The sequence below is a fragment of the Pseudoclavibacter sp. 8L genome, assembly GCF_902506465.1.
Taxonomy (GTDB): domain Bacteria; phylum Actinomycetota; class Actinomycetes; order Actinomycetales; family Microbacteriaceae; genus Pseudoclavibacter.
In genome coordinates this window covers 1,208,870-1,222,484 of record NZ_LR733186.1, presented here as the reverse complement: position 1 = coordinate 1,222,484, position 13,615 = coordinate 1,208,870, and the positions used below count along the sequence as shown (strand labels likewise).

Annotated in this window: 13 protein-coding genes and 1 tRNA gene; 8 read left to right on the top strand and 6 right to left on the bottom strand. The window is 66.8% G+C overall.

What is annotated here, in order from left to right; all coding sequences use genetic code 11:
* Nucleotides 1-137: 137 nt before the first annotated feature.
* Nucleotides 138-1,349, bottom strand: a complete 1,212-nt coding sequence (locus tag GV007_RS12395) for a pyridoxal phosphate-dependent aminotransferase (protein WP_160072973.1) — start codon at nt 1,347-1,349, stop codon at nt 138-140.
* 192 nt (nt 1,350-1,541) lie between these two features.
* On the opposite strand from GV007_RS12395, the gene GV007_RS12390 reads away from it, so the two are divergent.
* The 5 genes from GV007_RS12390 (at nt 1,542) to rplA (ending at nt 4,349) form a co-directional block, all read left to right on the top strand.
* Nucleotides 1,542-1,614 (top strand) — tRNA-Trp (locus GV007_RS12390).
* A 70-nt stretch (nt 1,615-1,684) separates the two neighbouring features.
* Entirely contained in the window at nt 1,685-1,996 is a 312-nt protein-coding gene (gene secE / locus GV007_RS12385; RefSeq protein ID WP_104243246.1) for a preprotein translocase subunit SecE, read from the top strand.
* Nucleotides 1,997-2,084: 88 nt separating this feature from the next.
* Entirely contained in the window at nt 2,085-3,014 is a 930-nt protein-coding gene (gene nusG, locus GV007_RS12380; RefSeq protein WP_104243244.1) for a transcription termination/antitermination protein NusG, read from the top strand.
* Between the two features lie 113 nt (nt 3,015-3,127).
* Nucleotides 3,128-3,559 carry a 50S ribosomal protein L11 gene (rplK, locus tag GV007_RS12375; protein WP_104243242.1) on the top strand — a complete coding sequence of 144 codons (432 nt, stop codon included), beginning with the start codon at nt 3,128-3,130 and terminating at the stop codon, nt 3,557-3,559.
* Nucleotides 3,560-3,662: 103 nt separating this feature from the next.
* On the top strand, nt 3,663-4,349 hold the full coding sequence (rplA, locus tag GV007_RS12370) for a 50S ribosomal protein L1 (protein WP_068482355.1): 687 nt from the start codon (nt 3,663-3,665) through the stop codon (nt 4,347-4,349).
* A gap of 100 nt (nt 4,350-4,449) precedes the next feature.
* On the opposite strand, the gene GV007_RS12365 is transcribed toward rplA, so the two are convergent.
* Entirely contained in the window at nt 4,450-6,231 is a 1,782-nt protein-coding gene (locus GV007_RS12365) for a 2-isopropylmalate synthase (protein ID WP_160072971.1), read from the bottom strand.
* A 201-nt stretch (nt 6,232-6,432) separates the two neighbouring features.
* On the opposite strand from GV007_RS12365, the gene GV007_RS12360 reads away from it, so the two are divergent.
* The gene (locus GV007_RS12360) at nt 6,433-7,101 is read left to right on the top strand and encodes a FadR/GntR family transcriptional regulator (RefSeq protein WP_160072969.1); all 669 of its coding nucleotides are present in this window, start codon (nt 6,433-6,435) and stop codon (nt 7,099-7,101) included.
* Nucleotides 7,102-7,122: 21 nt separating this feature from the next.
* On the opposite strand, the gene GV007_RS12355 is transcribed toward GV007_RS12360, so the two are convergent.
* From GV007_RS12355 to GV007_RS12340, 4 genes are all read right to left on the bottom strand, one after another.
* On the bottom strand, nt 7,123-8,124 hold the full coding sequence (locus tag GV007_RS12355; protein ID WP_228503097.1) for an NADP-dependent oxidoreductase: 1,002 nt from the start codon (nt 8,122-8,124) through the stop codon (nt 7,123-7,125).
* 84 nt (nt 8,125-8,208) lie between these two features.
* The gene (locus tag GV007_RS12350) at nt 8,209-9,252 is read right to left on the bottom strand and encodes a YqaJ viral recombinase family protein (RefSeq protein WP_236558486.1); all 1,044 of its coding nucleotides are present in this window, start codon (nt 9,250-9,252) and stop codon (nt 8,209-8,211) included.
* Nucleotides 9,253-9,436: 184 nt separating this feature from the next.
* Entirely contained in the window at nt 9,437-10,693 is a 1,257-nt protein-coding gene (locus tag GV007_RS12345) for an allantoate amidohydrolase (protein ID WP_160072967.1), read from the bottom strand.
* Nucleotides 10,690-11,841 carry an FAD-dependent oxidoreductase gene (locus GV007_RS12340; protein WP_160072965.1) on the bottom strand — a complete coding sequence of 384 codons (1,152 nt, stop codon included), beginning with the start codon at nt 11,839-11,841 and terminating at the stop codon, nt 10,690-10,692. The genes GV007_RS12345 and GV007_RS12340 overlap by 4 nt, the downstream gene beginning before the upstream one ends.
* A gap of 124 nt (nt 11,842-11,965) precedes the next feature.
* Between GV007_RS12340 and GV007_RS12335 the strand changes: the two genes are divergently transcribed.
* Nucleotides 11,966-12,838, top strand: coding sequence for a LysR substrate-binding domain-containing protein (locus GV007_RS12335; RefSeq protein ID WP_201297680.1), 873 nt, complete (start codon nt 11,966-11,968; stop codon nt 12,836-12,838).
* Nucleotides 12,839-13,093: 255 nt separating this feature from the next.
* Complete coding sequence (gene rplJ / locus GV007_RS12330; protein ID WP_104243230.1) at nt 13,094-13,609, top strand: 50S ribosomal protein L10; 516 nt, start codon at nt 13,094-13,096, stop codon at nt 13,607-13,609.
* The last annotated feature ends 6 nt before the right edge of the window (nt 13,610-13,615 follow it).

Sequence of the window (13,615 nt, the reverse complement as noted above, 5' to 3'; positions counted from 1 at the left end):
CCGGCCCGCGAAGCCCGAATAGGCCAGTTTCACCCCATCCTGAGCGTCAGGATGGGGCGAAACTGGCCTATTCGGCGAAGCGGATGCGCGGGTTCGGGGACGCGCGGCTGCTGGCGCCGGCTTCGGGCGCGGGCTCGCTAGAGCTCGACGCCCGCGAAGAGCTTCTGCAGGCGCTGCACGCCCTCGAGGAGCGCGTCGTCGCCGAGCGCGTAGCTGAGGCGCAGGTAGCCGGATGGGCCGAACGCCTCACCTGGCACGACCGCGACCTCGGCCACGTCGAGGATGAGGTCGGCGAGGTCGAGCGAGGAGTTGATCTGGCGCCCCTCGATCTCCTTCCCGATGAGCTGCTGCACGTCGGCGTATACGTAGAAGGCACCTTCTGGCGTCGGCACGCGGAAGCCGTTGACCTTGCTCAGCTCCTCGACCATCGTCGTGCGGCGGCGGTCGAAGGCGAGGCGCATCTGCTCGACGGGCTCGGTCGGCCCGGTGAGCGCGGCGAGTGCGGCTCGCTGCGCGATGTTGTTGACGTTGCTCGTGAGGTGCGACTGCAGGTTGCCTGCCCCCTTGATGGCGTCGATGGGGCCGACCATCCATCCGACGCGCCACCCGGTCATCGCGAACGACTTCGCAACGCCGTTGACCAGGATCGTGCGGTCGGCGACCGCTGGGGCCGCTTCGACGATGGACACTGCGCGGACGCCGTCGTACGTGAGGTTCTGGTAGATCTCGTCGGCGATGACCCAGATGCTGTGCTCAGCGGCCCACTCGCCGATGGCGCGCGTCTCGGCCTCGGAGTAGACGGCACCGGTCGGGTTCGACGGCGAGACGAAGAGCATCGCCTTCGTGGCGGGGGTGCGTGCGGCTTCGAGCTGGTCGACGGTGACCTTGTACTCCTGGTCGGCACCGGCGAACACGGGAACGGTGGTGCCTCCCGCGAGCTGGATGACCTCGGGGTACGTGGTCCAGTACGGGGCGGGGAGGATGACCTCGTCGCCTGCGCCGACCACGGTGTTGATGGCCTGGTAGACGGCCTGCTTGCCGCCGTTCGTGACGATGACCTGCGAGGCGGGGACATCCCACCCCGAGTCGCGCTTCGTCTTCTCGGCGATGGCCTCGCGGAGTTCCGGCAGGCCGGGTGCCGGCGTGTACCGGTGGTTCTTGGGGTCGCTCACGGCGACGAGGGCGGCGTCGACCACGTGCTGCGGAGTTGGGAAGTCGGGCTCGCCCGCTGCGTAGCTGATGACGGGCCGGCCAGCGGCCTTGAGGGCCTTGGCCTTCGCGTCGACCTTGAGGGTTGCGGATTCGGCGATCGCGGCGATGCGAGGGGAGAGACGTGAGTCGGAAACCATGGCCCTGAGTCTAGGTCCGGCGGCCACGCCTCGTCAGCGAGTTGCGCCCGCGTTGGACTTCCGTGTGGCACCTGTCGTATGCTTTCCTGGTTGCCGAAAGCGACATACTGAACCGCGCCTGAAACTGTTCCCTATGGAACGGCTGCAGACGGTATCAGGGTGAACGGATGCACGCATCCGGTGTTCACGCAAAGGGCGGTGGCTCAATTGGTAGAGCAGCGGTCTCCAAAACCGCAGGTTGCAGGTTCGAGTCCTGTCCGCCCTGCATTTCGGTGCTGAACGCACCCACTACGGGGCCCACCATCGAAGGTCTCAACCATCGAAAGGGAGAGCGCGTGAGTCCAAGCAAGTCAGATGAGGCGACAGACGTCGCCGAGTCAAAGCGAGGCTCCGAGCCGAAGCGCGGCATCATCGGCCGTATCGCTCTCTTCTTCCGACAGGTCATGGGCGAGCTCAAGAAGGTCGTCACGCCCACCCGGGCCGAGCTCTTCAAGTTCACGGGCGTCGTGCTCGTCTTCGTCATCTTCATGATGGCGCTCGTCACGGTGCTCGACCTGCTCTTCGGGTGGGGCGCTTCGTGGGTCTTCGGTCAGGGAAGCTCGTTCTTCCCGAGCGAGCCGGCCGCGACGCCGGTCCCGACGGAGTAGCCGGAGCGCGCCAAGCTCTCCACCGGCTCACAGGCCTCCACCGACAACGGGCGAGCAGCCCAGCATCACAGAATCGAGATGAGGAATCGTGTCAGACCCGAACGTCGCCGACCCGAACGGTCTTTACGAGACCGCCCTGGAGCAGGACTCCGAAGTCGTAGAGGCCCAGGAGGGTGACCGCGACATCGACGCAGAGTTCGACGCGGCCCACGAGATCGAAGAGTCCGACGAAGTCGTGACCGAGGAAGACCTCGACGACGGAGAAGGCGCTGACGTCGTCGACCCCGAGGTCGACGCGATCGTCAACGATGTCCTCGAGATCGACACGAGCGAGGAAGAGGCCGCCGCGGCTGCCGCGACCGAGGACGAAGAGGTCGAGGCTCTCGAGGAAGACCCGGACGTCGACCCGTACGAGACCTTCAAGCGCGAGCTGCGCCTCAAGCCGGGCAAGTGGTACGTCATCCACACCTACGCCGGCTTCGAGCGTCGCGTGAAGCAGAACCTTCACCAGCGCACTGAGTCCATGAACATGAGCGACTTCATCTACCAGGTGGAAGTCCCCATGGAAGACGTGGTCGAGATCAAGAACGGCCAGCGCAAGATGGTCACGCGCGTCCGCATCCCCGGATACGTGCTCGTTCGCCTCATGCTCAACGAGGACAGCTGGTCGGTTGTCCGTCACACCCCGGGTGTGACCGGCTTCGTGGGCAACGCCCACAACCCGACCCCGTTGCGCTTCAACGAAGCATTTGAGATGCTGAAGAGTCTGGTCGAAGTCGCTGAAGCACCCGCGAAGGCGAACGCTTCGGGTCAGGCTGGCCTCCAGAAGCGCCAGCCCATCGCAGAGATCGACTTCGAGATCGGCGAGACCATCACGATCAAGGAGGGCTCCTTCGAGGGGCTCACCGGTTCGATCAGCGAGATCAAGCCCGAGAGCGGCAAGCTCACCGTGCTCGTGTCGCTCTTCGAGCGAGAGACGCCGGTCGAGCTCAGCTTCGACCAGGTCACGAAGCTCTAGATCTCGCTCCAATAGGGCTGCTGCCCTCAGAAACCACCGGAGTCCGGAACCGCCGGGCCACCGGGAGAGCGCCGCGCATCAGCGCGGAGTTCGAATCGAAAGAAGGAAAAGACATGGCACCCAAGAAGAAGGTCTCGGGTCTGATCAAGCTGCAGATCCAGGCTGGCGCCGCTAACCCGGCTCCTCCTATCGGCCCCGCGCTCGGTCAGCACGGCGTCAACATCATGGAGTTCTGCAAGGCCTACAACGCGGCTACCGAGTCGCAGCGTGGCAACGTGATCCCCGTCGAGATCACCGTGTACGAAGACCGTTCGTTCACCTTCATCCTGAAGACCCCTCCTGCTGCCGAGCTCATCAAGAAGGCTGCCGGCGTCAAGAAGGGCTCCCCGACGCCTCACACGGCCAAGGTCGGCAAGCTCACCGCCGCCCAGGTCCGCGAGATCGCCGAGCAGAAGCAGTCCGACCTGAACGCGAACGACATCGACATGGCGTCGCGCATCATCGCCGGTACGGCTCGCTCCATGGGAATCACGGTCGAGGGCTAAGGCCTTCCCGCTCCCAACACCACACGTCGCGCTTCGGGCGCGGTACTGAACATCGCGGGAGAGCCGGCCAGGCTCGCAACCGCAACTCTTGAAGGAGAACAACATGGCTAAGTCCAAGGCATACCGTGCCGCGGCAGAGAAGATCGGCGAGGACAAGTTCTACGGTCTCGCCGAGGCCGTCGAGCTCGCACGCGAGACCGGCTCGTCCAAGTTCAACAGCACCGTCGAGGTCGCTCTTCGCCTGGGTGTAGACCCTCGCAAGGCTGACCAGATGGTTCGTGGAACCGTCAGCCTGCCGAACGGCACCGGCAAGACGGCCAAGGTCATCGTCTTCGCGACGGGTGACAAGGCAGAGGCGGCTATCGCTGCTGGTGCTGACGAGGTCGGCGGCGACGAGCTCATCGCTCGCGTTGCAGACGGCTGGACCGACTTCGACTCCGCGGTCGCCACCCCTGACCTCATGGGCAAGGTCGGACGCCTCGGAAAGGTCCTCGGACCCCGTGGCCTCATGCCGAACCCGAAGACCGGAACGGTCACGACCGACCCGGCCAAGGCAGTCACCGAGATCAAGGGCGGAAAGATCGAGTTCCGCGTCGACAAGCACTCCAACGTGCACTTCATCGTCGGCAAGTCGGCGTTCACGTCGGAGCAGCTCGGCGAGAACCTCCGCGCAGCTCTCGACGAGGTCGTTCGCCTCAAGCCGTCGAGCTCGAAGGGCCGCTACATCCAGAAGGCTGTCGTCTCGACCACCTTCGGCCCCGGCATCCCGCTGGACGTCAACGCGATCTAGTCTGCCGCGAGCTGCACAGCTCAGGTGGATGCCCCGCATCCGCCACGCGAGAACGGCCCAGTCTTCGGACTGGGCCGTTCTTGGCTTCCCGCGGCGGAGGCTACGCGCGTTCGAGCGCTGCGAGCTGGCGTCGTGCCGCGCTCAGGATCGCCTGCACGGTTGCCGACAGCACCGACCGGTCTCGGCCGGCGACCCAGTGTGCGCCTGACGAGTCGTTGTACTCCAGGAGCGTCAGGGCATCGCTGCTGTTGCCCGCACCGAGCGCTGTCTGGTGGAGCGAGCGAATGTCGACGGAGATTCCCGCGCCGGCGAGGAGCTGGGTGACGGCCTCTGCGGGCCCGAGCTCGTCGTACATGCCGGTGTGCTCGATGTCGTCGACACTCACGCGAATGCGCGTGCGCGCGACATCGTCACGGGTTTCGACGCTGAAGTCGAGCAATTCCAGGCCCGACGTCTCGACGCGCAGGTAGCTGCGCTCGAAGAGCTCGAGCAGCTGTGCCGCCCCGACTTCCAGGCCATTGGTATCGGCATGCTCCTGGACGCGTCTGGCGAAGTCGATCTGCAGGCGTCGGGGGAGTTCGATGCCGTAGTCGGCCTCCAGCAGGTAGGCGATGCCGCCCTTGCCTGACTGCGAGTTGACTCTGATGACGGCGTCGTAGCTGCGCCCGATGTCGGCGGGGTCGATCGGCAGGTAGGGCACGCGCCACTCGGTTTCGCGTTCTGGCCGCAGGTCGAGGGCGGCGCGGGAGCGATGCTCGGCGAGTCCCTTCTTGATGGCGTCCTGGTGCGTCCCACTGAAGGCGGTGTGGACGAGGTCTCCTGCGTAGGGGTGCCTCGGGTGGATCTCGAGGCGGTTGCTGTACTCCACGGTTCGCCGAACCTCGTCGATGTCCGAGAAGTCGATCATCGGGTCGATGCCTTGCGCGTGCAGGTTCAATGCGAGGACTGCGATGTCGACGTTGCCGGTGCGCTCACCGTTGCCGAAGATGCAGCCTTCCACTCGCTGCGCACCGGCGAGCATCGCGAGCTCGGCACAGGCGATTCCCGTCCCACGGTCGTTGTGGGGGTGCACGGAGAGGATCACGGAGTCGCGCCTCGCGAGGCGCTTGTGCATGTACTCGATCTGATCCGCGTAGACGTTCGGGGTCGCGACCTCCACCGTGGCGGGGAGGTTCAGGATGACCGGCCGCTCCGGGGTTGCCGTCCAGAGCTCTGTCATGGCGTCGCAGATGTCGATCACGTAGTCGGGTTCTGTGAGGTTGAACACCTCTGGCGAGAATTCGAATCGGACGTTGGGCAGGTGGCCGGCGAGCTCGAGGACATCTCTTCCCCCGGCCAAGATCAGTTCTTTCAGCTGCTGCTTGCTCTTCCCGAGGACAACATCGCGCCAGGCCGGCGCCGTGGCGGTGTAGAGGTGGATGACGACGGGGTTCCTGATTCCCTGGATCGAGTCCACTGTGCGCTGGATGAGGTCGCGACGCGCTGGCGTGAACACGACGATCGTGACGTCTTCCGGTGCGATGTCGGTTGTCGCGATTCGACGCACGAAGTCGTAGTCCGTCTGCGAGGCGGAGGGGTAGCCGACTTCGATCTCCTTGTAGCCCATGCGGATCATGAGCTCGAAGAAGACCCGCTTGCGGTCTGGGTCCATCGGTTCCGACAGGGCCTGATTGCCGTCGCGGAGATCGACTGGCACCCAGAGGGGCGCTGCCGTGAGTCGGCGTGTGGGCCAGTCGCGTTCCGTCAGGGGCACCTCCACTCGCGAGTACACGTCGCGGTATCGGTGCGATGGCATCTGCGAGTGGCGCTGGCGGTTCCAGTGCGGTGCGTTGTTCGGGATCGGGCCGGTTGGGGCAGAGATCCGGGATGCGCTGCTGTGCATGGTCGTGTCCTTGGTTGTCGTGCGAGCGTGACGACCGGCGCGCGTCTCAGCTCCACGGCGGGGGACCGGTCAGGCGAGGTCCCGCCGTGGCAGAGAAGCGTGAGTGGAGTGCGCGGCATGCGAGAGAAGCTACCACAACTCCTCAGACAAGTAGATAAGCAGACAAGTAGACGAGTTGCGGGAGTGCGAGATGATGGGAGCATGAGCACCCTCCACCGTGAACCACTCGCCGCGCAGGCGGCCAAGCTGCTGCTCGAGCGCATTCGGGCAGGCGAGTGGGAACTCGGCCAGAAGCTCCCCGGGGAGACGACGCTTGCACCCCAACTCGGAGTCGGACGGTCGACCATTCGCGAGGCCATCCGCCAACTCGCGGGGAGCGGCGTGCTCACCACCAGGCAGGGCGCTGGCGTCTTCGTGACTGCGCTGGACGCCCCGGAGGCACTGGACGCTGTGCTGCTGCGTGCAGATATCCAGACGGTGATCGAAGCGCGCATCGCGGTCGAGGTCGAGGCCTCCTCGCTCGCCGCGGAGCGCCGCACGAGCGAGGAGTTGCTCGCGATGAGGCGGGCCGCCGATGCTCGCGACGCGCAGCGATCGAGCATCGAGGCGCATGTGGATGCGGATACCGCTCTGCACCGCAGCATCGTCGCCGCGGCGCACAATGAGATCCTCTCGGAGCTCTTCGAGGGCTTCGCGCCTCGCAGCAGGCAGGCGATGATCGGCATGCTGCGCCTTCGCAGCGAGTTCGGCAGTGACGCCGACCACCTCGTCCACACCCGTATCGTCGACGCGATCGCTGCGCAGGACGCACCAGCGGCGGCCGCGCTCACGCGCGCCCACCTGCTGGAGCTCGCGGAGAGCGTGGCCTGACGGCGGCCGGTGCCCGCCGGACTAGGCGTCGATGTCGAGGACGACCTTGCCGCGCACGTGGCCCTCTGCGATGAGCTCCTGTGCAGCTCCGGCCTCGGCGAGGGGGAAGACGCGGTCGACGTGCGTCTGCAGGGCGCCCTGCTCGAAGAGCTGCGTGATGGTCTGCAGGATGCGCCCTTCTGGCGAGAGCTTGAGGGTCGACGCGACGATGCCGCGGTTCTCGGCCGCGGCCTCTTCGAAGAGCTCCGGGTAGCTGCCCGTTGGCACGTTGATGAGTGTTCCGCCGTCGCGCAGCACCCGCAGCGAGCGGGTCCCCGTCTGATCCCTCACGTTGCCGATGAGGTCGATGACGACGTCGACTGGCTCGGCGATGGCGTCCTCGAAGCGCTCTGAGCGGTAGTCGATGACCTGGTCTGCGCCGAGCTCCCGCAGCCAGTCGTGGTTGCGCTCGGACGCCGTGGTGATGACGTGGGCTCCGTAGTACTTCGCCAGCTGCACGGCGAAGTGGCCGACGCCGCCCGCGCCGGCGTGGATGAGGACCCGCTGTCCGGTGTAGACGCCCCCGGCCTCCACCACTGCGGCCCAGGCGGTGAGTACCGCGAGCGGAACGCCGCCGGCCTCGATGAACGACAGGTTCTCGGGCTTTTTCGCGAGGCTCATGAACGGGATGGAGACGTACTCGGCGTACGCGCCGGAGTAGCGCGGGAAGAGGAGCATCCCGTAGACCTCATCGCCGGGCTGGAAAGGCGCGAGCTCGTAGGGGGCGCGGACGACGACCCCGGAGAACTCGCCGCCGAGGGTCGAGGGGAAGCTCGAGATCGCCTTGGACGCGCCGGCGCCTGAACGGGTCTTGCCGTCGATGGGGTTGACGCCCGCCGCCTTGACGCGCACGAGCGTGTCCGAGTTGAGCGTGAGCGGGACGGGCGTCTCGCCGAGCTGCATCATCTCGGGCCCGCCGATGCCCGTGAGGAGGGCGGCGCGCATCGTGTCGGAGGTGGGCTGGAGGTCGGAGGCGTCAGTCATACGCGCCATTCTCTCGCGGAAGGGGAGACTCTCCCAGAAGGCGAGACTCTCGGGGGATGTGAGCCCCACTTATGTGGCTGCTGGCTACGCGTAGGTCTCGGCGTCGTAGAACGACTGCGTGTAGTCGCTGCTGCTGTGCGTGTTGCCATATCCCTGGAACGGCGGAGCGTTGCCCGAGGAGTACTGCGCGAACTCGCCCCGGTACTTCTCGACGTCCTTGAGGACTTCGTTGGCGAGCGTCACGAGTTTCGCGATCTCGGCCTCGTCGCGGTCGATCCACACGAACTTCGGCTCGCGGTCGACGACGATGAAGTCCTGGTGCCGCTCCCAGACCATGAGGGTCCGTTCGGCGCCGAGCACGTACTGCTGCCACCAGATCTGCCGCATGTACGAGCGGGGGATGCGCTTCCAGACCTTGTTGGTGGTCTTGATCTCGGCGAGGAGGATGCGTCCTTCCTCGTCGCAGTGCAGTCCGTCGGGGGTCGCGAGGTGGCTCTTCGACGCCTCGGCGTGGAAGAGGAGGCCGCTCGCGGGAATGCCGTGGCGCTCCATGACCCACCTGGCGATCTCCGGCTCGCGCTGCCGGCCGAAGTCGGTGTACGCGTTGCCGTTGAAGGAGGTGCCCATGACCTTGTCCTTGACGACCTGTTTGACCGAGGAGGGGGTCGCGAGTCGCGCCGCGTCGGTTGCGGTGACGCCGTCGGAGCGGGCTTTGAGCCAGACCGCGCGGTCGTTGGAGTCGGCGAGCACTCGAAGGAGGTGGGCGCTCATTGCCGCGACCTCGCGGGTTGCCGGGAGCTCGATGGCGGCGGTCTCGGCGGAGGCCGGTACGTGGGCGCGCCAGACGCCTACCTCGCTTGCCGAGAGCGGGGATGCTTCTGATGCGGGCCGGGTCTCTGAGGTGTAGAAGCGCGGCAGCGGCTCAGCGGTGACCTCCGTGAGTCCACCACTCGTGCGCGGCTGCTCCTGCAGGATCGGCGCGGGCGGCGCCACGTAGTCGACGAGCGCGGCGGGGCCGTAGAGCTCGCGGTCTCGCCGCCGCGACTTCGGTGCTGTCTTGGTTTCGATCCTGGGTTCGCCGAACCAGGACGTCTCGTCGACGTCGTGGCTCGGGCGGAACATGACCATCTGGCTATTCTTTCGCACACCACCGACAGATCCGGCAGGGAGTGCCGTCTGTCGGAAGAAAAGAGGCTGCTACTCCTCCCCACACCACCGACAGATTCGGTACCAGGCGCCGTTGCCGCGGAAGTTCCCGGCGCGTCGCCCCGTCGGCCACGCACGTCAGTCGAGGTCGTGCAGCCACGGCACGTCAGTGCGAGATTGCCGAGGTTGCCATGATCGCCGTCGCGAGCGCCCGCGCGCCGTGGTCGGCGTCCGCGTCTTCGACGTATTCCTCCGGGGAGTGCGAGATGCCGCTCGGGTTGCGGATGAAGAGCATGGCGGTGGGTAGGTGCGCCGCGAGCACTCCGGCATCGTGGCCGGCTCCAGTGTCGAGCACCGGCGCCTCGGGGAGTGCGCGCTGGAGCGTGTCGCGGAGGTTCGCGTCGAACGACACGGTCGGCGAGAGCGACTCCTCGACGAGCACTGCTTCGCAGCCCTGCTCGGCTGCCACCTCGCTTGCTCGAGTGCGGATGCGCTCAACGAGTGCAGCGGTCAGGTCGTCGTCCGGGTGGCGCACGTCGAGCCACGCGTCGACCCGGGACGCGATGACGTTGGTCCCGCCCGGGACAGGCTCGAGTCGACCCACGGTTGCGCGGGCGCCCGGCACGGTGCGGGCGATCTCCTCGATGCCGACGATCAGCCGTGCTGCGGCGACCATGGGGTCGCGCCGGTCGGCCATGAGCGTTGTTCCGGCGTGGTTGCCCTGGCCTGTGAAGCTCACTCGCCAGCGGCCGTGGCCGAGGATCGATGAGCCGATCGCTACGGGGCCGGCGAGGTCGATGAGGCCGCGGCCCTGCTCGACGTGCAGCTCGATGAAGGCGCTGAACTGCGCGACTCTCGCGGGGTCTGGGCCGAGATACCTGGGGTCGAAGCCGGCCGAGGCCGACGCTTCCGCGAAGGTCGTGCCGTCCGCATCCCGCAGTGACCGGGCCCGGTCCGGGTCGATGGCGCCCGTGAGGAGCCTGGAGCCGAGGCAGGCCACGCCGAAGCGAGAGCCCTCCTCCTCCGGGAATACAGCGATGGCGATGGCGACGGTGGGCTGGCGGCCCTCGCTGCGGAGGAGGTCGACGGCGGCGAGGGCCGCCGTCACCCCGAGGGGTCCGTCGAAGGCGCCGCCCCCTGGAACAGAATCGAGGTGGCTGCCCGTGATGAGAGCGCCGGAGCGGTTGCCGTCTGGGCGGTCCCACCAGGCCCAGATGATGCCGTTGGCATCGATCTCGACGTCGAGCCCGCGGGCCGAGGCTGCGGCGAGGAACCATTCGCGGAGCTCGAACTCGGGATGCGAGTACACGGGCCTGCTGTAGCCGCCCCGCGTCCGGTCGCGCCCGAGGTGCTCGATCTCGCGCATGAGCGCCGACACGGAGCTCGGGTGAGCGGCGTTCGACGTGGTCGTGGTCGTGGTCATGCTGCGGCTCCTGTCGTTGCGGCGATGCGGAATTCATCGGGAACGGTGCCCGCTCCGGTGAGCAGGTCGGCGGCGAGCTCCCCGAGCAGCGGAGCGAACTTCCCGCCGTGGCCAGAGCAGGCCGAAAGTACCACGAGGTTGTCGACCCGGTCGATCACGAAGTCCTCGCTCGGTGTCGTCGTGAACAGGCAGGTCGTCTCGGCGAACGGCTCCGGCCGCACGCCTGGGAGGAACTTCTCGGCATACGCGATGAGCGCGCGGCGGTTGGCCGCATCCACGATGCCGTCTTGTGCGAGTGCGGAGTCGATTATCTTGCCGCCGTTGAACTGCGCGACCTTCTGCCCTCGCCAGTCGGCGTCGCGTCCGCCGGGTAGCCCGTAGGTCTGCAGCTGACGCGACTTGCTGATGAAGGTCGGCCAGGGGGCGGCATCGGGGCCAGAGTCCGCATCATCCAGGTAGGGGAAGTGGTACGCCTGCTCCTGGCGCACCTCGAGCTTCGGGAACTGGTCGAGGAACGCGGTCGGCAGCGACAGCTCTCCGAGGAGCGACGGGAGCCAGCCGCCGGCGGCGACGACGATGCTGTCCGCGTCGAGCGTCGATCCGTCGGCCGAATGCACGCGGTAGCCGCTGCCGGTGCGTTCGACGCGGGCGACGGGCCACGAGGTGCGCAGCTCGAGCATCCCGGTTGCGGATGCGGCGGCCAGGAGCGCGTCGACGGTCCCGCCAGCGTCGAGAACTCCGGCCCCCGGATGCCAGAGCACGTCGGTCTCGAACCGGAACTGCGGCCAGCGCTGCTTGGCCGCTTCGGCGCTGAGGAGCTCGTGCTCGACGCCTGCGACTTCCAGCACGGCCGCGAGGCCCGCGGGGTCGCGGATGTTCCCGTGGTCGAGTGCGCCGGTCGGGCGGATGAGCTGCGTGCCGCTGACACGCTGCAGCTCGTCCCAGCCCGCCTTCGACCGCACGACGAGGTCGGTGTAGGTCTGCTCCGGGTACGCGTACCGGAAGATGCGAGCGGAGCCGTGGGAGCTGCCGTGCTCGTTCGCCGGGGTCGTCCGCTCGAGAACGGTCACATGGTGTCCGCGTTGGGCGAGATGCCAGGCGGCTGCTGCGCCGGCGAGTCCCGCGCCGATGACGATCGTGTCGGTCATATCCGCTCCCTGCGAGGTTGATCGAGTGGTGCTCGAATGGTGCTCGACCTCCAGTAGGCCACCGCGGTTCGTATGTGTCCAATATCATTTGCAGAGCATTTGATATGCGTCACGAATGGAAGTCATGGAACTGCGCCAGCTCAGGTACTTCGTCGCCGTCGCCGACGAGCTGCACTTCGGTCGTGCTGCGGCACGTCTCCACATGACGCAGCCCCCGTTGACCGTCGCCGTCCGCAAGCTCGAGGAGGAGCTCGGCGTGGCATTGTTCGAGCGGACGACGCGGAGCGTCTCGCTCACTGCGGCCGGCCGGATGTTCCGACAGCGAGTCGGAGCAGTTCTCGACGATCTGGACGGGGCCGTCTCTGACCTCGGGGACGTCGCAGCGGGGGCGGCCGGAAGGCTCCGCATCGGCTTCGTGAGCTCGGCTAGTTACAGCGTGCTGCCCAGGGGGCTGCGGGCGTTCCAGCTGCTCAGGCCGCGCATCCAGCTCGAGCCGCGGTCCCTCACGAGCGCCGAGCAGGTGACGCTCCTGCTGGAAGGCGAGCTGGACGTCGGAATCCTCCGCGACCCACTCGCCGTTCCCGGCCTCCGCGCCATCCTGCTCGAGGGGGAGGACCTGGTGGCGGTGCTCCCGGCGGGTGACCCACTTGCCGACGAGGCGGTCGTCGCACCCGGGAGCTTTCACGAGAAGGCGGTGGTGCTCTTCCCGTTCGAGCTCATGCCCGGCTTCGTCTCGGCCGTCATGTCCTGGCTCGGGGGAGCCCAGGCTGTGCCGCGCATCGTGCAGAGCGTCGTGCACCAGGAGACGGTTCTCGGCCTGGTCGCGGCGGGCGTCGGAGCCTCGATCCTGCCGGCGTCGGTGGCCCGATTTCACATGCCGGGGGTGGTCGTGCGCCCGCTGCTCGGCTCGCCCCGCACCGAGCTGTATGCCGTCGAGGGTCAGCGTTCTCACCCCAGCGCCAGCCTCCTCATCAAGAGTCTCCGCGACTCGCGTTGACGATCGCCGCGCGAGCATGTACTCTTTCGGAAGCCCAAGACCGCAGGTCTTCGTTGTGCGTGAGAACGCACACGAACGAAGGTTCGCAAGAACGTCCCGCGCAGGTGAACGAAGCAGATCTGCTCTGCGCGCAAGCGCATCCTCTTAGCTCCGGTCCACCTGCGACCGGAGCTTTTTTGTGTGTTGTGCATCGAAGATGCGCCTGCGGTGCGTGAATGACAAACGTCATGCACGTGCAAGAGAGAGAGGAGTGCCATGGCGACCAAGGAAGCAACTGTTGCCGAGCTTCAGGACTTGTTCCAGAACTCGACCGCCGTCCTGCTGACTGAGTACCGCGGTCTCACTGTTGCGCAGCTCAAGACGCTGCGTCGCTCGATCAGTGAGCACGCAAGCTACGCCGTGGTGAAGAACACGCTGACGAAGATTGCGGCGAACAACGCCGGAATCACCGCGTTCGACGACGAGCTGGCCGGCCCGAGCGCAATCGCGTTTGTGCACGGCGACCCCGTCGCAGTCGCGAAGAGTCTTCGTACCTTCGCCAAGGACAACCCTCAGCTTGTCCTGAAGGGCGGTTTCTTCGACGGAAACCCCCTCAGTGCAGAAGAGGTCAACAAGCTCGCCGACCTCGAGTCCCGCGAAGTTCTGCTCGGCAAGCTTGCCGGCGCCTTCAAGGCCTCGCTGTTCGGTGCCGCATACCTGTTCACCGCGCCTGCAGCCAAGGCTGTTCGCACGGTCGAGGCATTGCGCGAAAAGCAGGAGTCCGCGAACTAGTCCTAC